At 53.2% G+C, this 24,911-nt stretch carries 25 protein-coding genes; 23 read left to right on the top strand and 2 right to left on the bottom strand.

Translation table 11 applies throughout. The annotated features are described in order from the left end of the window. Window positions 1–29: 29 nt before the first annotated feature. Together KJW29_RS02435 and KJW29_RS02440 are read right to left on the bottom strand one after the other, a co-directional pair. Window positions 30–422, bottom strand: coding sequence for a cupredoxin domain-containing protein (locus KJW29_RS02435; protein ID WP_214628622.1), 393 nt, complete (start codon window positions 420–422; stop codon window positions 30–32). A gap of 344 nt (window positions 423–766) precedes the next feature. After that, on the bottom strand, window positions 767–1,126 hold the full coding sequence (locus tag KJW29_RS02440; RefSeq protein WP_087566808.1) for a phage holin family protein: 360 nt from the start codon (window positions 1,124–1,126) through the stop codon (window positions 767–769). A gap of 214 nt (window positions 1,127–1,340) precedes the next feature. On the opposite strand from KJW29_RS02440, the gene KJW29_RS02445 reads away from it, so the two are divergent. The 23 genes from KJW29_RS02445 to galU all read left to right on the top strand — a co-directional run bounded on the left by KJW29_RS02445 (window position 1,341) and on the right by galU (window position 24,903). Then, window positions 1,341–3,707: an endonuclease MutS2 gene (locus KJW29_RS02445; protein WP_214628623.1), complete on the top strand. Its 2,367-nt coding sequence runs from the start codon at window positions 1,341–1,343 to the stop codon at window positions 3,705–3,707. A 12-nt stretch (window positions 3,708–3,719) separates the two neighbouring features. After that, entirely contained in the window at window positions 3,720–4,148 is a 429-nt protein-coding gene (locus tag KJW29_RS02450; protein ID WP_187104644.1) for a DUF350 domain-containing protein, read from the top strand. A 334-nt stretch (window positions 4,149–4,482) separates the two neighbouring features. Next, window positions 4,483–5,016 carry a hypothetical protein gene (locus KJW29_RS02455; RefSeq protein ID WP_214628624.1) on the top strand — a complete coding sequence of 178 codons (534 nt, stop codon included), beginning with the start codon at window positions 4,483–4,485 and terminating at the stop codon, window positions 5,014–5,016. Window positions 5,017–5,132: 116 nt separating this feature from the next. Beyond that, a complete protein-coding gene (locus tag KJW29_RS02460) occupies window positions 5,133–6,389 on the top strand; it encodes an MFS transporter (RefSeq protein ID WP_246608549.1) in 1,257 nt (418 codons plus the stop codon). Between the two features lie 62 nt (window positions 6,390–6,451). Beyond that, window positions 6,452–7,372: a cysteine synthase A gene (gene cysK / locus KJW29_RS02465; protein WP_214628625.1), complete on the top strand. Its 921-nt coding sequence runs from the start codon at window positions 6,452–6,454 to the stop codon at window positions 7,370–7,372. Window positions 7,373–7,515: 143 nt separating this feature from the next. Then, a complete protein-coding gene (locus tag KJW29_RS02470; protein ID WP_214628626.1) occupies window positions 7,516–8,628 on the top strand; it encodes an endospore germination permease in 1,113 nt (370 codons plus the stop codon). Continuing rightward, window positions 8,597–10,150, top strand: a complete 1,554-nt coding sequence (locus KJW29_RS02475; protein WP_214628627.1) for a spore germination protein — start codon at window positions 8,597–8,599, stop codon at window positions 10,148–10,150. Before KJW29_RS02470 ends, KJW29_RS02475 begins: the two co-directional genes overlap by 32 nt. Beyond that, window positions 10,147–11,304, top strand: a complete 1,158-nt coding sequence (locus tag KJW29_RS02480; RefSeq protein WP_214628628.1) for a Ger(x)C family spore germination protein — start codon at window positions 10,147–10,149, stop codon at window positions 11,302–11,304. Before KJW29_RS02475 ends, KJW29_RS02480 begins: the two co-directional genes overlap by 4 nt. Window positions 11,305–11,400: 96 nt before the next feature. After that, window positions 11,401–11,622 (top strand): hypothetical protein, encoded by a 222-nt coding sequence (locus KJW29_RS02485; protein ID WP_246608550.1) that lies wholly within the window; start codon window positions 11,401–11,403, stop codon window positions 11,620–11,622. Window positions 11,623–11,664: 42 nt separating this feature from the next. Further along, window positions 11,665–12,057: a spore coat protein gene (locus tag KJW29_RS02490; RefSeq protein ID WP_214628630.1), complete on the top strand. Its 393-nt coding sequence runs from the start codon at window positions 11,665–11,667 to the stop codon at window positions 12,055–12,057. 101 nt (window positions 12,058–12,158) lie between these two features. Beyond that, the gene (locus KJW29_RS02495; RefSeq protein ID WP_087566798.1) at window positions 12,159–12,650 is read left to right on the top strand and encodes an Lrp/AsnC family transcriptional regulator; all 492 of its coding nucleotides are present in this window, start codon (window positions 12,159–12,161) and stop codon (window positions 12,648–12,650) included. An 18-nt stretch (window positions 12,651–12,668) separates the two neighbouring features. Beyond that, window positions 12,669–13,883 (top strand): aminotransferase class I/II-fold pyridoxal phosphate-dependent enzyme, encoded by a 1,215-nt coding sequence (locus KJW29_RS02500; RefSeq protein WP_214628631.1) that lies wholly within the window; start codon window positions 12,669–12,671, stop codon window positions 13,881–13,883. A gap of 66 nt (window positions 13,884–13,949) precedes the next feature. Beyond that, a complete protein-coding gene (locus KJW29_RS02505) occupies window positions 13,950–14,579 on the top strand; it encodes a cob(I)yrinic acid a,c-diamide adenosyltransferase (RefSeq protein WP_214628632.1) in 630 nt (209 codons plus the stop codon). A 99-nt stretch (window positions 14,580–14,678) separates the two neighbouring features. Continuing rightward, on the top strand, window positions 14,679–15,656 hold the full coding sequence (locus KJW29_RS02510; protein WP_214630957.1) for an RluA family pseudouridine synthase: 978 nt from the start codon (window positions 14,679–14,681) through the stop codon (window positions 15,654–15,656). Between the two features lie 114 nt (window positions 15,657–15,770). Further along, complete coding sequence (locus tag KJW29_RS02515; protein ID WP_214628633.1) at window positions 15,771–16,145, top strand: arsenate reductase family protein; 375 nt, start codon at window positions 15,771–15,773, stop codon at window positions 16,143–16,145. Then, window positions 16,142–17,380, top strand: coding sequence for an aminotransferase class I/II-fold pyridoxal phosphate-dependent enzyme (locus KJW29_RS02520; protein WP_214628634.1), 1,239 nt, complete (start codon window positions 16,142–16,144; stop codon window positions 17,378–17,380). The genes KJW29_RS02515 and KJW29_RS02520 overlap by 4 nt, the downstream gene beginning before the upstream one ends. A 70-nt stretch (window positions 17,381–17,450) precedes the next feature. Then, the gene (locus KJW29_RS02525; RefSeq protein ID WP_214628635.1) at window positions 17,451–18,317 is read left to right on the top strand and encodes a 5'-3' exonuclease; all 867 of its coding nucleotides are present in this window, start codon (window positions 17,451–17,453) and stop codon (window positions 18,315–18,317) included. A gap of 610 nt (window positions 18,318–18,927) precedes the next feature. Then, window positions 18,928–19,578, top strand: a complete 651-nt coding sequence (locus KJW29_RS02530; protein WP_108993836.1) for a YfbR-like 5'-deoxynucleotidase — start codon at window positions 18,928–18,930, stop codon at window positions 19,576–19,578. 619 nt (window positions 19,579–20,197) lie between these two features. Further along, complete coding sequence (locus KJW29_RS02535; protein ID WP_214628636.1) at window positions 20,198–20,593, top strand: helix-turn-helix domain-containing protein; 396 nt, start codon at window positions 20,198–20,200, stop codon at window positions 20,591–20,593. 103 nt (window positions 20,594–20,696) lie between these two features. After that, window positions 20,697–21,392 (top strand): YveK family protein, encoded by a 696-nt coding sequence (locus tag KJW29_RS02540; RefSeq protein ID WP_214628637.1) that lies wholly within the window; start codon window positions 20,697–20,699, stop codon window positions 21,390–21,392. Then, window positions 21,382–22,050, top strand: coding sequence for a CpsD/CapB family tyrosine-protein kinase (locus KJW29_RS02545; protein WP_087566701.1), 669 nt, complete (start codon window positions 21,382–21,384; stop codon window positions 22,048–22,050). Before KJW29_RS02540 ends, KJW29_RS02545 begins: the two co-directional genes overlap by 11 nt. A gap of 116 nt (window positions 22,051–22,166) precedes the next feature. Next, window positions 22,167–23,999, top strand: coding sequence for a polysaccharide biosynthesis protein (locus KJW29_RS02550; protein ID WP_214628638.1), 1,833 nt, complete (start codon window positions 22,167–22,169; stop codon window positions 23,997–23,999). Window positions 24,000–24,021: 22 nt separating this feature from the next. Further along, complete coding sequence (gene galU, locus KJW29_RS02555) at window positions 24,022–24,903, top strand: UTP--glucose-1-phosphate uridylyltransferase GalU (RefSeq protein WP_087566699.1); 882 nt, start codon at window positions 24,022–24,024, stop codon at window positions 24,901–24,903. Window positions 24,904–24,911 lie beyond the last annotated feature (8 nt).

Here is a 24,911-nt window from a genome sequence, read left to right on the forward strand (position 1 = left end):
CGGCTCCGGGTAAATGGTGTTTAGTGCTGTTAGGTAACGACCAGCTTCGCTTTCATCTTGGCATGTCCGCCGCCGCATGGCAAGTTGCAAATGATATCGTAAGTGCCAGGCTTGTCGAACTGAAGCGTAACGGATTCGTTGTTGCCTATCGTATGTTTGGTCTTCAAAATTTGCACGCCGTGAACGCCGCCAACGGACTTCAGTGTCAGCGCAACCGGTTCTCCTGCTTTGACTTGATATTCCTGCTGATCAAATTTCCAATCGGTTGCGGTCACAACGACTTCGGAAGTCGGTTTTACGGCAGCGTCGACGGCAACCACATCCCCGCTATTTCCGCCGTTGCTTCCCCCGCTATTGGCTCCGCAAGCCGCGATGACCAGAGCCAATGTTAGAATGGATGCGAATACGATCCATTTTTTCATCAATGATATCCCCTTTCAGCCTTAAATTGAGAGTTCAAAAAGTTCGGTTTTCAGCACCGAGAAGCGGACTTTTTGAACAACCTCTTGAATGGCTATAAATATTCTTACCCTTTCATTGTATCCTAATATTGGACATGATAAAGGAGAACAGGTGACAACTCCTTGACAAAGGATTGACAAAATTGTTAGCAAGGTGAAACGGCTCCGCGTCCTCTTCCTATATAATAAAAAAGAAAACAAACCTTTGCCCCTTTTTCTGGCAGGCAAAGGTTTGTCATCCGGCAGCGATCTTGCTGTCCATTGCGTTGCGGCGATCATCGCGATCGGCGCGGGCGAAGCTCTGATTAATCGTGGCGATTGCGACCGGCTTCATAAGGCGTGCTTACCGGGATAAACAAATCGATAATCCCGATAACAAGCGCGGCCAGAATCGCGCCGAGCCAAGTGACAGTGACGCCTCCGACGATGAACTGGGCGAGCCAGATGACGACCGCGCTGGCTATGAAGCCGACGATGCCGCGACCGAAAGGCGTAACCTTTTTGCCGAAGATGCCTTCGATAATCCAGCCCAATGCTGCGATGACAAGCGCCAGGAAGAAGGCGCTCCAGAAGCCTCCCACGCTGAACTGCGGCACGATAAACCCTACGAGCATCAAGACAAGCGCGGAAACGATAAACCTAACGACATGGCCTAGAAAAGTCACATGCATTACCTCCTTCGTGGAATGGTGAAGCTGCAGGCGAAGCCATATAAAGTCTGCCCTGAAACAGGAGATGGAACGGTTGCTGCTGTACTTAGTATGGTCATAATTTCATCAATTCATGTGAAGGCGGCAATACCCGTATTCAAAGATGCGCCGAATCGTGCATCGCGTTCAAGGTTCGGCTATAATAAAAGGGCGAGAGGAGTGTTATTTGTTGGATTCCAAAATATTGACAACGCTTGAGTATCCCAAAATTATAGATAAATTAACGAAGCATGCCAGCACGTCGCTGGGCAAAAGCATCGCGGAGGCGCTGCAGCCGGAAACGAAGCTCGAGTCCGTGAAGGCGCTGCTGCAGGTAACGGACGAAGCTTATGCGGCCGACAGACTTAAGGGCAGCGCGCCGTTCGGCGGCATCGTCGATATCCGTCCGTCCTTGCTTCGCGCTAGAATCGGAGGCACCTTAAATCCCGGAGAGCTGCTCGATATCGCCTCGACTGCACGCGGCGGCCGCAGGGTGAAACGTCATATCGAGAGCATTCACGACGAGCATCCGCTTCCGATGTTGTCCATGACGGCATCCGGCCTTGCGGAGCATAAGCCGCTGGAAGACGCCATCCTGGACTGCATCGACGAGAACGGGGAAGTGCTGGATCATGCCAGCCCGGAGCTTGCTTCGATCCGAAGGGAGCTGCGGAGCGGCGAGGGGCGCATTCGCGAGAAACTCGAGAATATGATCCGCTCGTCAAGCGTGCAGAAGATGCTGCAAGACACGTTGATTACTTTGCGCAACGACCGTTATGTCATTCCGGTGAAGCAGGAATATCGCGGCAGCTTTGGAGGGATCGTACACGATCAATCCGGATCGGGCGCCACTCTCTTTATCGAGCCGGAAGCGATCGTAGCGATGAACAACAAGCTCAGAGAGACTCGGGCAGCCGAAATGCGCGAGATTGAGAAAATTTTGCAAAAATTGACGGCCCAAGCCGCCGATCATGGGGAAGAACTGCTGATCGATCTGGAGCTGCTGGCAGAGCTGGACTTCGCGTTCGCGAAAGCAAGAATGGCGCACGAGATGAAGGCAACCCAGCCTCGAATGAACGACAGAGGGTTTTTGAAGCTGAAGCGCGGCCGGCATCCTTTGATCGATAAGGATAAGGTCGTTCCGCTCGACGTCGAGCTTGGCAATAACTACACGGCTATTATCGTGACGGGTCCCAATACGGGGGGCAAGACGGTATCGCTCAAAACAGTGGGCCTGCTGAGCCTGATGGCAATGTCGGGATTGTTCGTGCCAGCCGAGGATGGCAGTCAGTTATGCGTATTTGATGCCATCTACGCGGATATCGGCGACGAGCAAAGTATCGAGCAGAGCCTCAGTACGTTCTCCAGCCATTTGACGAACATCATTCGCATTTTGGGCTCCATGACCGCCAAGAGCCTTGTGCTGCTCGACGAGTTGGGAGCAGGAACGGACCCCGCGGAAGGATCCGCTCTGGCGATTGCGATTTTGGAGCATATTCATGCTCGGGGCAGCCGTATTATCGCGACGACGCATTACAGCGAGCTCAAAGCTTATGCTTATAATCGCAAGTCGGTTATCAACGCCAGCATGGAGTTCGACATCGCAACCTTAAGTCCAACTTACCGGCTTTTGGTCGGCGTGCCGGGTCGAAGCAATGCGTTTGCGATCGCGGAGAGGCTGGGCTTGCAGCGTTCTATTATCGATCATGCGCGAGGCGAGGTCAGCGAAGAGGATCTGCGCGTGGAGAACATGATCGCGTCGCTGGAGGAGAACCGGATCAGCGCCGAATCGGAACGTCAGAGCGCGGAGGCGCTGCGGAAGCAGATGGAGGCGCAACGCGCGAAGCACGAGGAGGAGCGTCTCCGCTTCGAGGAACAGAAGGAGAAGCTGCTGCTGAAGGCGCAGGAAGAAGCAAGGGAAGCTGTCGCCAAGGCGAAGCGGGAGGCGGAGGTCATTATCGCCGACTTGCGCAAGCTGGCGATGGAGGAGGGCGCTTCTGTCAAGGAGCATAAGCTGATCGAAGCAAAGCGGAAGCTTGATGAGGCGTCTCCGCAGGTACAGACCAAGAAAGTCAAGTCGGCGGGCAAACAAGGCAAGATCGAGCCTGGCGACGAGGTAATGGTGTACAGCTTGAACCAGAAGGGCTCCGTGCTCGAGGTGCACGGCTCGGACGCCACCGTACAGCTTGGCATTCTAAAGATGAAGGTCGCGCTGGATGATATGGAGCTGCTCAAGCCGAAGGCGGCCGACGCTGCCAAAGCCGTTCAGCCTAAACAGTCAGGGGCGAGCTTGAACCGCACACGCGACGATAACGTCAAGATGGAGCTGGATCTGCGCGGCGAAAGCCTGGAGGAAGCCATCATGGAAGTGGACCGATTCCTGGACGAGTCGTTCCTGTCGGGATTCGGTCAGGTTTATATTATTCATGGCAAGGGGACGGGCATTCTTCGCACGGGCATCCAGCAGTATTTGCGCAAGCACTCCCATGTGAAGAGCTTCCGGAACGGCAATTACGGCGAAGGCGGCATAGGGGTTACAGTTGCCGAGCTGAAGTAGGAGGTTGGGGTAATGAAGGAATCGGAGATCGATAAGCTGTTGGACAATCCGTATGCGTCCTCGCTGGTATTCGTATCCGTCACCGTGCTGTCGCTGATCGTTTTTCTGTCGGTGTTCGAGCTGGTGACGAAGTACAAGTGCTGGGACGAGATCAAGCGAGGCAACGTGTCGGTGGCTATGGCAACCGGGGGCAAAATATTCGGTATATGCAACATCTTCCGCTTCTCCGTCGAAGCGAACGACAGCATCTACGAAAGTCTGATCTGGGGAGCGTACGGCTTTATTATTTTGCTCGTGGCGTACTTCCTGTTCGAGTTCCTGACCCCCGTCTTCCGGATCGACGAGGAGATCTCGCGCGACAACCGTGCGGTCGGGTTGATCGCCATGATCATCTCCGTATCGCTTTCCTACATCATCGGAGCCACCGTCATCGTGGATTAGAGCGGTAGTTCAAAAAGTCCGCTTTCCATTACGAAGTATTTCTAGAAGCTTATTCGACATCGAATATTGAACTCAGCCGAAACTTCCGGTACTCACGTAGCGCTGCTACGCTCCGTTCCTCAGTTTCTAGCTTCATTCAATCTTCTCGGTACTGAAAACCGAACTTTTTGAACCTTTATTTTAATTCTCAGGAGTTTAGAGGAGGTTTTTTAAAAGAGTGAAGTATCTTTGGATTACGCTGCTTGTCGTGGCGATATTGTTTTTTGTGGTCGGTATTATTTACGTTATGAATACATGATGGATGTTAGATGAGAAATGAAGGAGAACTGTAGCGATGGAAGAAAAGCAAATTTGTCCTTGGTGCCAAACGGAGATTACTTGGGATGAGGAGATTGGGCCGGAGTCTCATTGCCCGCATTGCGAGAACGAACTGAGCGGCTACCGTACGATGAACATCGGCATCGGAGACGGCGGGGAAAGTGACGACATAGATGAAGAGGACATGGATCTTCCGGAATGGAACGACACGGACGACGATAGCGAAGCGGATTGGGCCGCCGAGCAGGAAGGGTACATAGGAGCTACCAGAAGCACTTTAGCAGCGCAAGGCGTCATTCAGGAGATCACGGAGGCGCAGTATGAGGTTCCGGAATGTCCAAACTGCAGGGAATATATGTTGGAAGCGGGGACGCAAGTTCTGGGCGGAGAAGGTTTCGTGCCAACTGCGCCCGAGGTCATTGGAGAACCGTTTCTGCCATCGCCATTCCGTATCGTCTGGTACGTCTGTCCATCCTGCTTCGCAACATCTTCGCAGCTGAGTGCCGGCGATCGGGAGTATATGATGGGCAAGCTGTCCGAGCGGGAATAGAAGCCGTCAGGAGGGCAGCTTCCAAGATTGGACGGGCATAGTGGGCGGCAATCGGGGCATCTTACAAAACATATTTACGATGGCCGCAGGATAAAGCTGCGGCAGGAGGTTATGTTTTGGCGAAATTAGACAAACAAGCTGCCCTGCTACTGATCGTCCAAGCGATGTACGGCGTAGCGAACGCGCTCTCGGGAACGTTTGTGCCGGTCTATCTATGGAAGGCAAGCGAGTCGTATATGCTGATCGGCTGGTTTACCTTCGCCCAATTTGTACTCGGCGGACTTACCTTTTGGGTCGTGGGCAAGTGGGTAAAGGAGCACAACAAGATGAACAGCCTGAGGGTCGGCATCGCGCTCTCGGGCGTATTCTATTGCGCGGTGTTGCTGCTGGGCACGGCCGCCAAGACATGGGCAGTCCCGCTTGGCGCCCTTAACGGCATTGCGATGGGCATGTTCTGGATTGCCTGCAACGTCGTTTACTTTGAAGTAACAGAACCGGACACGCGGGATTCCTACAATGGATGGGCTGGTCTTCTTGGTTCCACGGCAGGCATACTGGCGCCATGGATATCGGGCTTGCTGATTACGACCATGCAGGGAGAGAAGGGATACCGTCTCATTTTTACCCTTTCGCTTGCCATCTTCGCGGCCAGCGTCGTGCTAAGCTTCTGGTTGAAGAAACGCAAGGCTGAAGGAACTTATGATTGGCTGTACGGCTTGAGGCAGCTCTCCTCGAAAGGAAATTCATGGAGGCGAATGTTTCCGGCCATCGTGGCGCAAGGCGTGCGGGAGGGCGTGTTTATGTTCCTCGTGGGTTTGACGGTCTATATTGCCACAAAGGATGAAAGCAAGCTCGGTACGTATTCGCTTATAACGTCCTTTGTTGCATTGATCAGCTTTTGGGCGGTGGGCAAATGGCTGAAGCCGCATCGGCGTTTGACGGGCATGCTGATCGGTGTCGTTATGATCAGCCTTGTCATCCTGCCGTTGTTCTGGCAGGTCTCGTATACGACCTTGCTGATGTTCGGTATCGGCACCTCCTTGTTCATGCCGCTGTACATTATCCCGATGACGTCCCGTGTTTTCGATCTAATCGGCGAATCCAGGGAAAGCGCAAGCCATAGAGAGGAATTCGTCGTGTTAAGGGAAGCGGGATTGACGCTGGGACGTATGGCAGGTTTGTCGGCATATCTCATTGTTTTGCCCATTACGGATTCGCCGAGAGCGATCACATGGCTGCTGTTGGGAGTCGGCGTCGTGCCGATCGCGGGCTGGTGGTTCATTCGTCCATTCCTGCAAGAACAGCATAGCGATGTGCGAGAAGGGAACAGGAGAAGCCGCATAAAAGGGAAGGCGAAGCCGAAAACGTCATAATCAAGTCGTGACCTGCAAGACTACAATTAAAAGGCATGTAAGCAAGGGAGAAGGTTGAAACAATGGCGAGAGCAGTAAGCGATATTACGAAATTAATCGGAGAAACGCCGATCGTCCGCTTAAACCGGATCATCGAGCCCGGAAATGCCGAAGTTTATGTGAAGCTGGAGAAATTAAACCCCAGCGGCAGTGTCAAGGACCGGGCGGCATTCGCGCTTATCGAAGCAGCCGAACGCGATGGCATGATCCATCCAGGTGCAACCCTAATCGAGCCTACGAGCGGCAACACTGGAATCGGTCTCGCGATGAATGCCGCGGCTAAAGGATATAAGCTGATTCTGGTCATGCCGGACAATATGTCGACGGAGCGAATCAAGCTTCTAAAGGCTTACGGCGCAAAGGTAGAGCTTACGCCGGCAGCCGAGCGGATGCCCGGCGCTATACGCAAAGCGGAGGAACTGCAGCTTCAACACCCGGGAAGCTTTATTCCGAATCAATTCAAGAATAGAGCAAATCCCGATATTCACCGCCGGACGACTGCGCTAGAAATTATGGAGCAAACCGGCGGCAGGCTGGATGCGTTCGTGGCAACGGCAGGTACGGGTGGTACGATAACCGGTACGGGCGAGAAGCTTAAGGAGCTGCTGCCGGAATTGTACGTCGCCGTTGTGGAGCCGCAGGGCTCGCCCGTCCTCTCCGGAGGGCAGCCAGGTCCCCATAAGCTGGTCGGCACGAGTCCTGGCTTTATTCCCGACATTCTGAATACTTCCGTTTACGACGAAATCATACAGGTTTCCGACGAGGATGCCATCAGCACGATGAGAGCGCTCGCGAGACAAGAGGGTCTGCTGCTTGGTCCATCCTCAGGCGCGTCGGTCTGGGCAGCGCTCGGAATCGCCCGGAAGCTGGACGAAGGACGGCGCGTCGTATGTATCGCCCCGGATACGGGCGAACGATATTTAAGCATGGGCCTATTCGAGTAGCTTACAGGCGAATATATTCACGACAGCCAGCCGGGGTCTACAGACCGGCTGGCTTCTTTCATATTACAGGAAATATTCCTCCATCGCATGCATTCAGGCTACACGTTCTGGGCAACCTTTGGTTGTAAGGAAGTGAATGCCATATGTCAATCAAGCCGTTCGGCATATTTCCGGCCGCATGCATGATGGTTTTATCCGTTGGTCTCGTCAATCACGTACTCGTCGTACCGCTGATCTTAAGCGCCGCACATAGAGACGCCTGGATGGCGGTCTTCGTCGCCCTGATCTTTATCCTGCCCTGGACGGCCATTCCTCTCTATAGAGCCTTGTCCAAGTTGCAGGGCATGCGGCTTGACCGCTGGATGAAGGATCGGCTCCCCTTGCCCGTCGCCTGGATATTCATTGGGTACATGATGCTGTTCGCGTTCACGACGGCAACGGAAACGCTAATCATAACAGTCTCTTGGGCGGAGACAACATATCTTAGCAGTACGCCTCCCATAGCGGTTCTAATGGTGTTTATCGGCTTATGCGTGTTTGCGGCGAGTCTGGGACTGCGAACGATTGCGTTCGTAAGTTGCTTGCTGCTTCCCGTTGTGGTCCTTGTTGGCGACTTCGTCATGTCGGCCAATATGCCGCACAAGAATTACCGCTATCTGCTCCCCATGCTCGAGAATGGCATGTCCCCAGTCTTGCAAGCTTCGTTATATTCTCTTACTGCGTTCGGAGAGCTGTTCCTGCTTCTGCTTATGCAGCATCACTTCAGGTCCTCCTTTAAGCGTTGGCATCTGATTGTGCTTATCGCCTTCCTGGCGCTGCTTGCAGTCGGACCGGTAACGGGGGCGATATCGGAATTCGGTCCCTTTGAAGCAGAGAAGATGAGGTATCCGGCCTTCTCGCAGTGGAGACTCGTCACGATCGGGCGTTATTTCGAGCACGTCGATTTTTTTGCTATCTACCAGTGGTTGTCCGGCTCGATGATTCGTATATCGCTCTGCATTTATTTGATCGCAGAGTTTAGTCCAATCGGGAGGATGAAGCGGAAAAGCATCGGCCTAGTCTTAATTGGGACGATGGTTGGCGGAGTGTCCCTGTACTGGGTCCATAATATGGTCGATTATGCTCGGGTGCTCAGATTTTCATATACCTATGGAGGCATCGTGTCTTGCACTATGGTACTCGTCGTATACGGGCTAACATTTGTTAAAGCAAGGAGGAGCGGCAATGGACGGACGGGAGCTGGATCAGCGGAATGAGACGAGCGGCAATGAGAGAAGCGAGCGAATAAGCAGAGAGAAATTCCGCGAGCTCATCAAACCCTGCAAGGACGTTTTTCAGCATGTCCTGCGCGTTCCCGACGTCGAAGACAAGTCGGGCATCCAATGCGAATTGTATTATTGCGACGGCATGGTTGACGGTCAAATGTTCCAGATGGGACTTATTCCTATGCTGGAAAATTGGAAGCAGCATACATCGACATTCCGTACGGGCAACGCGCACGGTTACGGATATAAGCAAACCGACGAAATCGAGGGGCGTACCGGGCATACCGTTCAATATGGCGAGTCCGCGGAATTTTGGAGCCGCCATCCAAGCGATATGTTCAACGAAACAGAAGGTGACGGAGACCGGCTGTTCGAGTGCCTGTTCGCCGGCACCGTTATCCTTCTATTTTCCGATCGGGAATCGTTTTACGAGTTCAACATCGCAAGCTTGCCTTCCCGCAATCCCGAAGAATCTACAATGGAGTTATCTCTTAAGGGACCGAGGGACGGCTTCGTAGAGAAGCTGTCGGTCAATATCGCCCTGATTCGCATGAGATTGAGGACGCCAAACCTGCACGTAGAGTATTTTATCATCGGGACGGAGACCAAGACGGAGATAGGGTTTCTCTACATGATCGATCAAGCCAAACCGGAATTGGTGGAGGAGGCGAAGCGACGGCTTCGTTCCATCCTGATCCCCAGTCTGCAAGGGGCTGGAGAGCTGGAGGAGCTCATCAGCGACAGGCCCAAATCCTTGTTTCCGCTTATGAATTACGTGGGCCGTCCCGACTTTGTCGTCCATTCTCTGATGAAAGGAAGGGTCGCGATCGTTGCGGATGGCACGCCGGCCGCCCTGATTGCTCCTGGCAACATGACATTGCTCATCAAATCGCCTGAAGACGCACACCTCCCTTATTATTACGTCACGATGGAGAGGCTGCTTCGCTTTATCGGCTTGTTTGTCGCCATGTTCCTGCCTGGCTTCTGGGTAGCGATTTGCTCCTTCAATACGGATCAAATGCCATTTACTCTGCTTGCTACCGTAACCATGTCGCGAATCGGACTGCCTATCTCCGCCACGATGGAGATGTTCCTCATGCTGGGTATGTTCGAACTGTTCCGGGAAGCCGGCGTTCGGCTGCCTCGTCCTGTAGGCCAGACCGTGTCTGTTGTCGGGGGACTGATCATCGGTGATGCCGCGATCCGAGCCGGGATGACATCGCCGACGATGTTGGTCGTCGCGGCTGTCTCTGCCGTGTCGACATTTACGCTGGTTAACCAATCGTTAGCCGGCTCCGTCAGCGTTATTCGGTTCTACGTGCTGATTCTGTCGTCCATCTTCGGCATGTACGGCTACTTCGTATCGATGTTCTCGGTTCTGTTATACATGTGCTCGCTGGAATCATTCGGTCAGCCGTATATGGCACCTCTGGCGCCTATTCGCTTTAAGGAAGTTGCAGCCGCCGTAATTAATAAACCTTGGTCCTCTTATAAGAAAGCGAGGCGGTCATGATTACGTTATCGCGTTTGATCCGCACCGGGATTACGGCAACTGCTCTTGCTTCTCTCACCATGCTTACAGGCTGTTGGGATGAAGTGAATCTGCAAGACGTTAGTTATGTGTCGGCTCTCGGGATCGATTATGTAGACGAGAAGATCGTCATCTACGGCCAGATCATCAATTTCGCTTCCGTGGCCAAGACGGAAGCTCCGGGATCAAGTCCGGCGGAGACGTGGGTAGGCACCGGCAAGGGGAATTCCACGCTGCTCGCCTTCTACGATTTGATGCGTTCTGGATATGCGACTCTTAATCTGGAGCATCTCAAGACCGTGCTCATCCATGAGCGGGCCGCGAATCAAATCGAAGATGTCTTGGATGCGCTGAATCGTCATAGGGCTTCGAGGTACACTTCGCTTATTTTTGGGACAACGGACGATATCAAGAATGTATTGAATACAGAGAACTTTTTTAACCAATCGCCGCTCTATAGCGTTCTCTACATGCCCCAGCCGCATGAAGAACAATACACGTTCATCGAACCGCTCCAGATGCAACTGGCTGTTCAGACCTTAAGGGAACCGAAGGAACTTACGCTTCTTCCCGTCATCAACAGCAGCAGAATTCCTTGGAGCAAGAGGGGAAAGCCTATCCCCACCCAGCTCATATCGGGGGTGTTGGTCTACAAGGACTTTAAGTACAAGGGGTACTTCCCGGAAAAGACCGTTATAGGGCTCCGTTGGTTGAATCCGGAGTTCAAGCAAGTGTTCGTGGAGGCGGGACAGGGGGGATCGAAGGGCGCCGTATCGGTCAGACATGCCAAGACCAGCCTTGAGGTCTCCAAGGCGGGAGGAGATCCACGATTTACGATTACACTTAATCTTTCGGGATCGCTAATAGAAATGGACAGCGAGATGACGAAGGAGGGAATCGAGAGTTCCATAGAAGAGCTTGTACGAGGACAGATCCAATCGCTGTTTGATACGGGAAGGGAAAGAGGAGTCGACTTTCTGGAGCTCGAGCATTATCTGTATCGTTACCATAATCGTTATTGGCACGAACACATCGAGAAGAAAGATTGGCTTCCGAATAAAGGAACGCTTGCGGAGATCAAGGTGGAATTCAGGCTGACCGACTCCGGCAAGTTTGTTTTGAGGAAGGGAGCATAATTTGGAGGATTTGGCTCATAATACGGAAGGTAAGATAAGATGTTTGCGCTCCGAGGGCTAAACATCTTCACCATTCAGGATAAGGGAGGCTTCACCTTGCTACAGCCAATGACAGCCAAAGAACTGGAATACGTAGCGGATTCCATGTCGAACGAGGACCTGCTGATGAAGCAATGCGCATCAGTCGTAGCGGCGTCCATGACGCCGGCAATCCGCAACTGCTGCACGCAGATGATCAGCATGCATCAACAACATTACGATTCGCTGATGCACGCCATCCAGCATCATCAGCAAGTGGCTCCTACGCAGCCGCAATAAGAGGTCGGAGTCAAGCAACCAATACTTGTGGAGGGATAATCAATGAACCATCAAGCCAACAAGCAACTTTTATCGGAAGAGGATTTGGCTTCCATCGTGCTGTCCGATCTCAAGCGGGTTGTTCGCGAATATGCAACGGCAGCAACGGAATCCACATGCCCGGACATGAGACAGCTGTTCACGAAGCTGCTTAACAACACGCTGAACGCGCAAGGCCAGCTGTTTACGGCCATGCAGCAGGCGAATATGTATAATACGGCATCTCCGGCGCTTCGTCAGGAACTGGACAAGCAGGCGCATCAGTATAAACAGACACAGCAGCAAACGAAGCAGTTCCTTCAGCAGAATCTGGGCGGTCAGCAGCAGTCCATGTATGTGCCGGCTGGCGGGCAGCAGCAGGGAAGCCAATCGCAGCATCAGTCTTATTTCAATTAGAGACCCCGTCGGGGTCTTTTCTTTTTTCCTTTGCAGGAACCGAGTATTTCTTGTAAAATATTCGTTATAACCTTGGATCGCGAGCCGGAAGGAGAAGTGGAATGACGGAACTGCAATTAAAAGTGTTGGAGCTGCTGAAGGAAGACGCCCGCAGAGACGCGGAGTTGATCGCGACGATGTTAGGCGTGCCCCTGGAGGACGTGAAGGAAGCCATCGCGGCGATGGAGGAAAACCATATCATCGTGAAATACGCCACCGTTGTCAATTGGAGCAAGGTAGACGACGAAAAGGTAACGGCCCTGATCGAGGTTCAAATTACGCCGGAGCGCGGCAGAGGGTTCGAGGGCATAGCCGAACGTATTTATCTATATCCGGAAGTGAAATCCGTGTACTTGATGTCCGGCGCTTACGACCTGCTTGTAGAGATCGAAGGCAAAAATTTAAAGGAGGTCGCCTCGTTCGTATCGAACAAGCTTTCGCCGATCGATGCGGTGCTGTCGACCAAGACATTTTTCATACTTAAAAAATACAAACAGGACGGCATTATCTTCGATGAGCACGAAGGTGACCATCGCTTGATGGTATCGCCGTAACATAAAAAGGTGGCGCGTATGATGAAAGAGGAGCTGGAGGTTTCCTCAGGGCTCGCCCGGCGGCAATCGATGAGCGATTATTTGTCCCCGCTGGTCAGGGGGATTAAACCGTCGGGCATCCGCCGTTTTTTTGATTTGGTAAGCACGCGCAAGGACGTCATTACGCTCGGCGTAGGAGAGCCCGACTTTGTCACTCCCTGGCACGTACGAGAGGCAGCCGTCTATGCGCTGGAGACAGGCAAGACCCAATACACGTCGAACGCCGGCATGCCCGAGCTTCGGGAAGCCATCTGCCAATATTTGGACGACTCGTTTGATATCGCGTATAACCCCGCGGACGAAGTGATCGTAACCGTCGGCGGCAGCGAGGCCATCGATCTTGCGCTTCGCGCGCTGATCGCGCCGGGGGACGAGATCCTTATTCCGGAGCCTTGCTATATTTCGTATTCGCCGATAACGGCGCTTAGCGGCGGCGTTCCCGTCGGTATCGAGACGTTCTCGGCCGACGCGTTCAAGCTGACGGCGGAGTCGCTCAAGAAGGCGATCACGCCGCGCTCCAAAGTTCTTATTCTCTGTTATCCCAGCAATCCGACCGGCGGCATCATGACGTACGAGGATTGGCTGCCGATCGCGAAGGTCGTCGAGGAGAACGATCTAATCGTCATCTCCGACGAGATCTACGCGGAGCTGACCTACGGTTCGAAGCACGTAAGCTTCGCGGCGGTTCCCGGCATGAAGGACCGCACGATTCTCGTTAGCGGCTTCTCCAAGGCGTTCGCGATGACGGGCTGGCGGATGGGTTATATGTGCGGACACTCCGAACTGCTGGCGGCCATGCTCAAGATTCATCAATATACGGTCATGTGCGCGCCGATCATGGCCCAATATGCGGCGCTTGAAGCTTTGCAGCACGGGCTGGAAGAAAAGGACCGCATGGTGGATTCGTACAATCAACGTCGCCGCCTTGTCGTTAAGGGCTTCCGGGACATCGGCCTGGATTGCCACGAGCCGCAAGGCGCGTTCTACGCGTTCCCGTCTGTAACCTCTACAGGGCTGAGCAGTGAAGTATTCGCGCAGCGGCTGCTTGAGGAAGCCGGAGTCGCTGCAGTTCCCGGCGATGTGTTCGGTCTGGGAGGCGAGGGCCACCTGCGCTGCTCCTATGCAACATCCGTCACTCAATTGACGGAGGCGATCGATCGGATCGGCAATTTCGTTCATAAGTTGAAGGGATAGGTTTCAGCAGGTCGGAGTGATGTCCGGCCTGCTGTTTGCTGTCATAGAGAGGAGCTGGGTATAAGAATGCAGCTGTATACAAAAACGGGAGACAAAGGCGAGACCTCCTTGATCGGCGGGCGAGTGCGGAAGGACGATGCCCGCGTCGAGGCTTACGGCACGATCGACGAGTTAAACAGCTTTGTCGGTTTGGCGGCGGCGGAAGCTGTTAAACACGAGCAGTTGCGCGAGCTGGCAGGCAGGCTGATCGATATTCAGCAGGAGCTGTTCGATTGCGGCTCCGATCTGGCGTATGCGCAGGAAGGAGCTCCGTTAAAGATGGACGGCGAGCCGGCCGTTCGTCTCGAACAATGGATGGACGGATATGTGGCGGAGTCGCCGGAGATCACGAAGTTTATTTTGCCTGGAGGCAGCAGCGCCTCGTCGGTCTTGCATGTCTGCCGGACGGTATGCCGAAGAGCGGAGCGCAGGGTGGTGACGCTGGCGGGCGAGCATGCCATTAACGAAGCTGTTCTCGTTTACTTGAACAGGCTGTCCGACTTTCTGTTCGCGGCGGCGCGTTACGCCAATGCCAAGCTCGGCGTGCCGGATACGGAATATGTGCGAAGCGCGAACGTGTTCCGCAAGGGCAAGGGCAAAGGCAAGGGAAATAGCGAAGGAACAACAAAAGGCAAGACCGAGGGTGAAACGGAATAGAAGAAATGAGTGTTGCGTCAAATGGACGAACGAAACGTGGACATTACGCATGGCAAAGTCGTTGGGGAGACTTGGCGTTTGGGAAAGGGGGACGAAGCGATGCCGGCTTCGACCATAAACTTGGACGATCGTTATTATCCGCCTCTTGAAGTGAAGGTCGACGCGCAAGACGCCGGGAAGGAAGTTCGCACGGTACTGGAGAGACGCCTCGGCGTCTCCCGCAAGCTCTTGTCGCAAGTAAAGCTGACGGAGCATGGACTGACCGTTAACGAGCTGCGAGCGTACACATCGGCCAAAGTAGCCGAAGGAGACGTCATTCGGCTGCGGATGGAGCGGGAAGAATCGGACGACATCCTGCCGGAAAACATTCCGTTCCAGATCGTCTTCGAGGACGAGAGTCTGCTCATCGTAAACAAACCGGCAGGCATGATCGTTCATCCTACGCATGGCCATTACACGGGCACGCTTGCGAATGCCGTCGTGTATCATTGGAAGTCGCTCGGCGAGAGGGTGCGCTTCCGTCCCATTCACCGGCTGGACGAAGAGACGTCGGGACTGGTCGCGATCGCGAAGACGGGGTACGTTCACCAGCAAATTTCGGAGCAGCTCCAGGCAGGTGAAGTGGATAAGCGATACCGCGCATATGTATACGGCTCGCCCGTTCCGTCTAGCGGGGTCGTAAACGAACCGATTGACAGAGATAGTGACCGGCCCCATCTGCGAGTCGTTCGACCCGACGGATATCCGTCCATTACGCATTATGAGACGGCGGAGATCTTCGGCGCGGAGCAAGAAGGGGTAGGGGCGGCGGCCTGCATCAAGCTGAAGCTTGAGACGGGCCGGACGCATCAGATCCGCGTACATATGCGCCATCTCGGCTGTCCGCTCATCGGGGACAAACTCTATGGGCCGGACGAGGGCGGCATTGAGCGCTGGGAGCAAGCCGTCGGCAGGCAAGCGTTGCATGCCGAGACGTTAAGTTTCGTTCATCCCTTGACGAAGCAGCGCATGGTTTGGCATGCGCCGCTGCCGCCCGAGTTGATCCAACTGGAGGCAGTGTTGCGCGGCAAGAGTTGACATCGCGGCAGGACCTCGCGTATATGAAAAATCATACACAATGAGCTCGAATTGGCGTCAACGCGGCACGCGAGTATAAAAACAAGCACAACGATCGTAGAAAGGAGCATCACGATGAGCACTGCTAACAAGATCACAATCATTCAATATCCCAAATGCAGCACCTGCAAGGCTGCGGTGAAGTCGCTGAAGGAGAAAGGCAACGAAGTTGTATTACGCGACATTAACGAGGATACCCCGACTGCTGCGGAGCTCAAAGCATTGCTGGAGCTGGGAGGCTTCGAGCTTAAGAAGCTGTTCAACACTTCAGGCGAGGTTTATCGGGAGCTTGGGCTAAAGGACAAGCTCGCCTCGATGAGCGAAGACGAGAAGCTCGAGCTGTTGTCTCAACATGGCATGTTGATTAAACGTCCAATAGCGACGGATGGCAGACAAGTGACAATCGGCTATAAGGAAGAGCAATACGCGGACGTATGGGGGAAATCATGAGCCAGGTAAAAAGTCGACGATTCCGCGCGAAACGTCTTTCCCAGCTGGGCTCCTCGATTTTCTCGGAGGTGGCGGCGTGGAAGCGCGAAGCGGCGGCAAATGGCCTTGATATTATTGATCTCGGCATCGGAAGTCCCGACCAGCCGCCTGCCGCAGCGATTCGCCAGTCGCTGGCAAATGCGGCGCTAAGAGAGGATATGTATGCTTATCCGGCCACGAGCAGCGGTTTGCCCTTCCGGGAAGCGGCGGCAGAGTGGATGAACTATCGCTTCGGCGTGAAGGTGGATCCCGCCGCGGAAATCGTCACGCTAATGGGCTCGCAGGATGGACTGGCCCACCTGGCAATGGCCGTCTGCGATCCTGGCGATGCCGCTTTCGTGCCGGATCCCGGTTATCCCATCTATGCGGCTTCGCTGGCATTGGCCGACGTGGAACCCATCTTCCTGCCGCTTCGCGAGGATAATAACTTCCTGCCCGATCTGGATGCCATATCGGAGAACGAATGGAATAGAGCATCCTTCATCCTGCTCAATTATCCTAATAATCCATTGTCTGCTGTTGCGAATCTGGATTTCTTCGAGAAGCTGATTGCTAAAGCGCGTAAGCACGATGTGCTTGTCGTTCACGACCTGGCCTACTCCGAGATGGGCTTCGACGGCGTGCTGCCTCCAAGCATTCTTCAAGTCCCGGGGGCGATTGAACAGGCGGTCGAGTTCCATTCCTTATCGAAAAGCTTCAACATGGCGGGCTGCCGAATCGGCTTCCTTGCTGGCAATCGAGATGCCGTCGCCGCATTGCGCGAATTGAAAGGCAACATCGATTATGGCGTATTCGATCCTGTACAAGAGGCTGGCATAACGGCGCTTCGAGCTGCGATGTCCAATGATCGCGAATCTTATATGTCGGCTGCGAGCGCAATCTACGAGCGGAGAAGAGATGCTTTTGTTCGTGCGCTCCGAGAGGCTGGTTGGGAAGTTGAAGCGCCTAAAGCGACTATGTTCGTATGGGCCAAGCTGCCCAAGCTGATGGGAAACGACGGAGAAGTATGGAGCTCAAGAACCATTTCCCAGGAAATGCTGAGGGCAACCGGCGTCGTCGTCATTCCCGGCGAAGCGTTCGGCGCAGAGGGAGAAGGTTATGTTCGTATCGCGCTGGTAGAAAACGAAGACCGATTATTGGAAGCGGCGGCAAGAATCGGAGTATTCATCCGTTCGTCCAATGTGGTAGGATATTGAGGAGAACACAGTCGCGAAATCAAGTGTTTCAATAACTTGCACATGCAAGCATAGCAGGAGCTGATTATTGATGAACGGTCAAAAGGTTTTGTTGGTGGATGGCATGGCTATCTTATTCCGCGCGTACTTCGCTACCTCGTTTACGGGAAGCATTCGCCGGACAAGCAGCGGCATGCCGGTCAACGCCGTGCACGGCTTCGTTCGCTACTTTATGGATGCCATATCGAAGTTCGACCCGACGCATGTCATCTGCTGCTGGGATATGGGAAGCAAGACGTTTCGGACGGAGCAATACGACGGTTACAAATCGAATCGGCCTGCCGCGCCCGAGGATCTGATCCCGCAATTCGATCTTGTCAAAGAGGTCGTTGCAAGCTTTGGCGTACCCAATGTCGGCATCGAAGGCTACGAAGCCGATGACTGCATCGGCACGCTGGCTTCGCGCTTTAAGCTTCACGCGGACGTAATTGTCGTGACCGGCGACCATGATTTGCTGCAATTGGTGGATGAACGGGTATCCATCGCGATCATGAAGAAGGGCATCGGCAATTACCTGGTTTATTCGCCGGCGGTGCTGCTGGAGGAGCGTGGATTGACGCCGCTGCAGGTCATTGATATCAAAGGGCTTATGGGCGATACAAGCGACAATTATCCCGGCGTTCGCGGCATTGGCGAGAAGACCGCGCTTAAGCTTATTCAGGAGCATGGCTCTATCGATGTTCTGCTAGCTAACCTGGAGGCCGTCTCGAAGACGATCCGCGCCAAGATCGAAGCCGATATCGAGATGCTGCATCTATCCCGCCAGCTGGCGACGATTCGCTGCGATGCTCCGCTGGATACGCAGATCGACAGCTGCGGCTGGCAATATGACCGCCAGCTCGTTCTCAGCAAATTCGAGGAGTTGGAGTTCAAAAGCCTCGTTGCTTTGATTAGCTAGACGATATGATTCATTCTGTTGTAATGCTGGATTTGTTCTGATACTTTGAAGAATCGGAAGCTGAAGGGTTTGTTAAGAAACCCGGCGGCGCAGTTCCATCAGACAACCGAGCGTTTGTCCAAGGCGGCAGTTACAGATGGCTATAAACAAACAGCTCGTAAAGGGAGACCTTTACGAGCTGTTTGTTTATAGCCTTTAGTATGCGACCGAAACATTAAAAATAGGAAATTAGGCGTTCCAATTCATGTAATTAATAAGCCGGATGGGATTTTGACGGGAGCAAGTATCGCTCGACCGATACCGTCGGCCAATATAAGTAACAAAGTACAGAGCAAGCTTGATTTACGATGGATTGCCGCGTGTTACGCCCGATTATGCTTCTAAACATATGAGGGACGAATCAATATTAATGGCGACATCAGTGAAATTATCATTGATCAGTAAGATGTAAACGAATTATAATAATAACATTTTATTACAAGTGCAGAGATTGTATTTTACGAAAGTGGCGATCAGCTTTCATCCCGAGATAACAGTAGAACATTATACTGACAAAGAGCTCATGATAAACAAATATACGCAGCCTAGACAAGGCAAGGAGGTTTCCCAGATGGGGATTCATCAATATTTTTGGTCGCTTAACGAGTTAGAGAGAATCTACAGATGCCCCGGCAAGTTTAAATTCGAGGAACACAGCGTCGCGGCCCATTCGTGGAAGGTCGTTCAATACGCCAAAACGCTTGCGGACATCGAGGAAAGAAACGGCGTTACCGTCGATTGGAAGAAGCTGTACGAAATTACGAGCAGTCACGATTACGGTGAAATATTTATCGGCGATATCAAGACGCCGGTCAAACACGCGTCAAGAGAGCTCAGAGCGTTGATTCAGCAAGTAGAGGAAGGGATGGTTGATCGTTTCATCGAAGAACATATTCCCGAGGAATTCAAGCCGATCTTCCGCAGACAGCTGCAGGAAGGGAAGGACAATTCGACGGAGGGTCTGATTCTGGAGGTGGCAGACAAGCTCGACCAGGTATACGAGGCGTTTGCGGAGCTCAAGCGCGGCAACACCGAGAAGGAATTTATCGAGATGTACCGTCATGCGTTAATCAAGATCAGTCATATCCGACTGCACTGCGTCGATTATTTTTTGGATCAAATATTGCCGGACATGGTGAACGACGAGATCGTCTCTCGGGTCGACATTCGCAGTATCACGGACGAAGCGCTTGGCGGCAGGCGAAACGGGATGGAGCAATGAAGGCTACTATGTTGTATCGGAACTAAAGCTGGTTACTCGAGCCTCCATGGCGGACGAGCAGCCAGCTTTTTTGGCGTTTTAAACTGCTGGGGAGGGGAGAGCGATGCTTGGAAGATGGGAGACTATAAAGGATTTATGCGAAGAGTCGCGAGCAGCGCAATGTTACAGCAAGTCTAGAGGCGAATGTGTATGAAATACCGAGTACAATGCGACGTTGGTGGGAGAACGAGGGCGAATGTGTATGAAAAACCGAATACAAATCGACGTTGACGGGAGAACGAGGGCGAATGTGTATGAAAAACCGAGTACAAATCGACGTTGACGGGAGAACGAGGGTAAATGTGTATGAAAAAACGAGCACAATGCGACGTTGGCGGGGATATGAGGACAAATGTGTATGAAAAACCGAGTACAGAGCTGCAAAGAGCGACAAAGTTAAGTTGTTCACTATAACGAATGATTATGAATCTTTTTTCATGAAAAGCCTATCATGTCGGGTATTGACCTGTTCTCTTTAAAGAACTACAATAAAGGAAATGTACGTTATAACGACTTCCCGATAACCGTTACGTTTGCTAAGGCCATCGATACGGATCTAATCTGATTGAAGGAGACGACTATGATTGGGGAACGGATCAAATCGCTAAGGGAAAAGAAAGGATATTCGATCACGAAACTCGCGGATCTGGCGGGCGTATCGAAATCGTATTTGAGCTACATCGAACGCAACGTGCAAAACAATCCTTCCCTTCAGGTGCTGGCCAAAATCGCCTATCATCTGGACACCAATATGGAATATCTGCTCGGCGAAGAGCTTGCTCCCAAAGTATCCGTGGAGGATGTGCTCGACGAGGAATGGCATTCGATATTGCGTGACGCGGTCGACGAGGGGATGAGCTCCGGGGATTTCCGCGCGCTGAAGGAGCTGGTGAGATCGCATAAGTGGAAGGACGAGGGGCTCGTGCCCGGCAAAAAGAAAACGTCGAACATTATTATTCTCCACATCGATCACTAAAAGTTCACAAAATTTTGAAGTTCAACCGTATTGACATGTTCTATATAAAGAACTACACTTGGGTTAGTGTTCTATATAACTAACGATATGAGTGGGTGTATGAATGGAAACCAGGGAAATCGACTTGAGAATTGTATTTCAGACGATAAAAAAGAGGTTATGGTTAATCGCGCTTATTACCGGCTTGCTCACAGTACTTGGCATTCTGTACAATTCTAGGCCGGAGCCGCAAGTCTTCGTATCGTCCACTCGCGTGATCATCTCCGCCAACAGCGAAATGATGACGACTGTCAGAGCGCTCGTACGCGAGCCGATCGTTCTGAACGGAGTCATCAACGAGCTCCAGCTTAATGCTACGCCGGGACAGCTCAGAAGCCAGATTCGCGTTGACAGCGTAGACTCCTCTCTGATTACGGTTATCAGCGTGCTCGACAGTCATCCCGAACGGGCGGCAGATGTTGCGAATGCGATCGTCGATCATTACCGGGAGGTAGCGATGGATACGCTTGGCGTTCATAACATCCGGCTGCTGACCGCCGCCGAGCCCAATCCCGTTCCGATAAATACGGCAAGCAATACGATTGTGTATATCGCCTTTATCGTCGGCCTGATTCTAAGCATAACGTTGGCCTTCTTGCTGGAGTCGCTGGACGATTCCGTCCGTACGGAACAGGATGTGGAGACGAGGCTGGGACTGAATATGCTGGGGCAGGTATCGGGGATCAAATCTCGTTCCGTAGCTCAGCAGATCAGGAAGCCGAAGTCCGCGATAATAAGGAGTGAGAGTATTGGTTCGTGAGAAAGCGAAAATCGCCAAAAAAATCGTTAACCGCAGTCTGATGACGTTTTTGCATCCGGGGCACCGAGTCTCCGAGCAATTCCGTTCCATCCGCAACAATATCCAATTCGCCTCGGAGGGCAAGAGCATTCGCACTCTGATCGTTACTTCCCCCTCGGAGGGAGACGGAAAGTCGACTGCCGCCGTTAATTTGGCCATCAGCATGACGCAAAGAGGGGAGCGTGTTCTTCTTATCGATGCGAGCTTTCGAAATCCCATTCTGCACAAGCTGTTCGGCATCCAGATGTCTCCCGGCTTGTCCAGCGTGCTTGGCAACCAGCTGACGTTAAAGGAAGCGGCTCAACCGACTGAGATTGAAGGTCTGGATCTGCTTACGAGCGGCGTTCAGCATACCTATTCCACCGATATGCTGGATTCTTATCGCATGAAGGAAGTGCTGGAGGCTGCAGCTTCCCTGTACGACCGGGTCGTTATTGATTGTCCGGCCGTGCTCTCGGCCCCTGATACCAATGCGCTCGTAAACAAGTGTGACGGAGTTGTTCTTCTTCTCCGCTTTGGAAGGACATCCAAAGCCAAGGCGCTGGAAGCGAAGCAGGCGTTGACATTCGCCGGAGCGAACATTATCGGAGCGATCCTGAATAAAAGAAGCGTTAGATGATCCCGATCGGATAACGCTTTTTTTGCGACGAGGCTTAAGAAAAAAGCGTTGACTCATGTCAACATGTTCTTAATAAAGAACAACTGGTGGTTGAAACAAGAAAGGTGAGGATGAAGATGACGTATCGACGAAGGCTGTCGCTGCTCGTTCTGCTGGATTCGGCCATTGTTGCCGCTGCCGTATGGTTAGGCCGTTTGCTCCTGGAGCCTGCATATGAGAATGGAGGGACGCCCTACTTATTCGTCGCGGCGGCGCTTCTGGCTGCTCATCACGGCTTCTTTACGGTCTATAAGCTCTACAAAAAAGCTTGGGAGTACGCAAGCATTGGCGAGCTTCTCATTATTCTTAGAGCGGTCACGCTGTCGGTTGCCGTCGTCGGGCTAGCGGGACTTGCGGTCTACCAACAGGCGGAGTGGCGGCTGCTGATCGCGATATGGCTTATCCATCTCATGCTCGTCTGCGGATCGAGGCTGCTATGGAGAATTGTCAGGGGCGGATTTAACCGGCATAGCGGCAAACGCAGGCGGACGCTGATCGTCGGAGCGGGTTCGGCAGGCACGATGCTCGTCAGGCAGCTTCTGGGCAACTCCGGAACCGAGCTGTATCCGGTCGCTTTCGTCGATGACGATCCGCACAAGCTGAATCTGGATATTATGGGCATTCCGGTATGCGGCAGCGTGAAAGAAATCGTGTCGAAGGCGAAGGCGTTCGAGATCGACAACATCGTTATCGCGATACCGTCGCTTAGCAAGAAGGGATTGTACGACATCTATACGGAATGCGCGAAGACATCGGCGAAGACGCAGACGATTCCCATGCTGGAGGATCTGGCAACAGGACGCATCTCCGTAACGCAATTCCGCGACGTGCAAGTCGAGGATCTGCTCGGACGCGAGCCCGTAGAACTCGACATCGACAGCATCTCCGGTTATGTAACGGGCAAGGTGGTGCTGGTGACGGGGGCCGGCGGATCGATCGGGTCTGAGGTGTGCAGGCAAATTTCGCGGTTCCTGCCGGAGAAGCTGGTGCTTCTGGGCCATGGCGAAAACAGCATCTACGCGGTAGAGCTGGAGCTCAAGGAGATGTTCAAGGATTCGAAAATCAAGTTTTATACGGAAATAGCAGACCTTCAGGATGCGGATAAAATGATGTCGGTCATGCTGCACCATCGTCCACAGGTTGTCTACCATGCGGCGGCTCACAAACATGTGCCTCTGATGGAGCGGAATCCGGAGGAAGCGTTCAAGAACAACGTGCTGGGCACGCTGAACACGGCAAAGGCGGCGGGCAAAGCCCGCGTCGAGACTTTCGTAATGATCTCCACCGACAAAGCCGTCAATCCTACCAGCGTCATGGGAGCCACCAAGCGGCTTGCCGAGATGATCATCCAGCATATGGATCGCGTCAGCTCGACGAAATTTGTCGCGGTACGGTTCGGCAACGTGCTTGGCAGCAGGGGCAGCGTCATCCCGCTCTTTCGGAAGCAGATCGAGCGGGGCGGTCCGGTCACCGTGACGCATCCGGATATGGTTCGTTATTTTATGACCATTCCGGAGGCATCAAGGCTTGTGATCCAGGCAGGCGCGCTGGCAAAGGGAGGAGAAATTTTCGTGCTCGACATGGGGGAGCCGGTACGGATTACGGAACTCGCTCAAAACGTCATCCGGATGTCGGGTTACGCCGTCGAAGAGATCGGAATCGTGTACACCGGCATCAGGCCAGGCGAGAAGCTGTTCGAAGAAATGCTGGGGGATAAGGAAGTTACGGAACAGCAGGTATATCCAAAGATCTACGTCGGCAAGGCGTCCGTCATTCTGTTCGAGGAGATCGAAGCAATCATTGCGGATTTCCCGGCCATGAACGGCGCGGAGCTGAAAGTCAGGCTGCTGGATCTGGCGAATCATGTCGTTCCGGATTCGCAGTCGAATCTGGCGACCATTACGGGATAGATGAGAAGGGAGCGGTATAAACATGAAGGTTAGAAAAGCGATCATCCCGGCAGCGGGTCTCGGGACCCGATTTTTGCCGGCGACGAAGGCGATGCCGAAGGAAATGCTGCCCATCGTCGACAAGCCGACGATTCAGTACATCGTCGAGGAGGCGATCCAGTCTGGCATCGAGGACATTATTATCGTGACGGGCAAAGGGAAACGCGCGATCGAGGATCACTTCGACAACTCCATGGAGCTGGAGCAAGTGCTGACGGCCAAAAGCAAGTTCGAGCTGCTGCAGGAGGTGCGGAAGTCGTCGGATATGGTCGACATCCATTATATCCGGCAGAAGGAGCCGCGCGGTCTCGGCCATGCCATCTGGTGCGCGCGCAAGTTCATTGGCGACGAACCGTTCGCGGTGCTGCTAGGCGACGATATTATCGACGCTCCCAAGCCGTGTTTGAGACAAATGATCGAGAAGTATGAACAATACGGATCGTCCATCATCGGCGTGCAGCGCGTCGCGGAGCAAGCCGTCTCCCGTTACGGCATAGTAGACGGGATGGAGATGGAGCCTTCGTTCCATCGCATCAATCATCTGGTCGAGAAGCCCAGCCGCGAGAAGGCGCCCTCCAATATGGCCATTATGGGCCGCTACATTCTGACGCCGGAAATCTTTGATATTCTCGGCGAACAGGCGCCAGGCTCCGGAGGGGAGATCCAGTTGACGGACGCCATCGCCGCCCTTAATCGGACTCGGGCCGTATTCGCCTACGAGTTCGACGGGAAACGATACGATGTCGGCGAAAAGATGGGATTCATTCAGACGACAATCGAATTCGCGCTGAAGCGGGAGGAGCTCCGATTCGAGCTGCTGGAGTATATGACCCGTACGCTGGAGAAGGAGACCGCGCCTCAATAGGGCGCGGA

The organism is Paenibacillus agaridevorans (assembly GCF_018604145.1).
Taxonomy (GTDB): domain Bacteria; phylum Bacillota; class Bacilli; order Paenibacillales; family Paenibacillaceae; genus Pristimantibacillus; species Pristimantibacillus agaridevorans.

What these genes read in the sequence shown, in the direction of transcription:
- KJW29_RS02435 (WP_214628622.1), bottom strand. Translation starts at nt 422, where the DNA reads ATGAAAAAATGGATCGTATTCGCATCCATTCTAACATTGGCTCTGGTC.
- KJW29_RS02450 (WP_187104644.1), top strand. Translation starts at nt 3,720, where the DNA reads ATGAAGGAATCGGAGATCGATAAGCTGTTGGACAATCCGTATGCGTCC.
- KJW29_RS02455 (WP_214628624.1), top strand. Translation starts at nt 4,483, where the DNA reads ATGGAAGAAAAGCAAATTTGTCCTTGGTGCCAAACGGAGATTACTTGG.
- cysK (WP_214628625.1), top strand. Translation starts at nt 6,452, where the DNA reads ATGGCGAGAGCAGTAAGCGATATTACGAAATTAATCGGAGAAACGCCG.
- KJW29_RS02470 (WP_214628626.1), top strand. Translation starts at nt 7,516, where the DNA reads ATGTCAATCAAGCCGTTCGGCATATTTCCGGCCGCATGCATGATGGTT.
- KJW29_RS02475 (WP_214628627.1), top strand. Translation starts at nt 8,597, where the DNA reads ATGGACGGACGGGAGCTGGATCAGCGGAATGAGACGAGCGGCAATGAG.
- KJW29_RS02480 (WP_214628628.1), top strand. Translation starts at nt 10,147, where the DNA reads ATGATTACGTTATCGCGTTTGATCCGCACCGGGATTACGGCAACTGCT.
- KJW29_RS02490 (WP_214628630.1), top strand. Translation starts at nt 11,665, where the DNA reads ATGAACCATCAAGCCAACAAGCAACTTTTATCGGAAGAGGATTTGGCT.
- KJW29_RS02495 (WP_087566798.1), top strand. Translation starts at nt 12,159, where the DNA reads ATGACGGAACTGCAATTAAAAGTGTTGGAGCTGCTGAAGGAAGACGCC.
- KJW29_RS02500 (WP_214628631.1), top strand. Translation starts at nt 12,669, where the DNA reads ATGATGAAAGAGGAGCTGGAGGTTTCCTCAGGGCTCGCCCGGCGGCAA.
- KJW29_RS02505 (WP_214628632.1), top strand. Translation starts at nt 13,950, where the DNA reads ATGCAGCTGTATACAAAAACGGGAGACAAAGGCGAGACCTCCTTGATC.
- KJW29_RS02510 (WP_214630957.1), top strand. Translation starts at nt 14,679, where the DNA reads ATGCCGGCTTCGACCATAAACTTGGACGATCGTTATTATCCGCCTCTT.
- KJW29_RS02515 (WP_214628633.1), top strand. Translation starts at nt 15,771, where the DNA reads ATGAGCACTGCTAACAAGATCACAATCATTCAATATCCCAAATGCAGC.
- KJW29_RS02520 (WP_214628634.1), top strand. Translation starts at nt 16,142, where the DNA reads ATGAGCCAGGTAAAAAGTCGACGATTCCGCGCGAAACGTCTTTCCCAG.
- KJW29_RS02525 (WP_214628635.1), top strand. Translation starts at nt 17,451, where the DNA reads ATGAACGGTCAAAAGGTTTTGTTGGTGGATGGCATGGCTATCTTATTC.
- KJW29_RS02530 (WP_108993836.1), top strand. Translation starts at nt 18,928, where the DNA reads ATGGGGATTCATCAATATTTTTGGTCGCTTAACGAGTTAGAGAGAATC.
- KJW29_RS02535 (WP_214628636.1), top strand. Translation starts at nt 20,198, where the DNA reads ATGATTGGGGAACGGATCAAATCGCTAAGGGAAAAGAAAGGATATTCG.
- KJW29_RS02540 (WP_214628637.1), top strand. Translation starts at nt 20,697, where the DNA reads ATGGAAACCAGGGAAATCGACTTGAGAATTGTATTTCAGACGATAAAA.
- KJW29_RS02550 (WP_214628638.1), top strand. Translation starts at nt 22,167, where the DNA reads ATGACGTATCGACGAAGGCTGTCGCTGCTCGTTCTGCTGGATTCGGCC.
- galU (WP_087566699.1), top strand. Translation starts at nt 24,022, where the DNA reads ATGAAGGTTAGAAAAGCGATCATCCCGGCAGCGGGTCTCGGGACCCGA.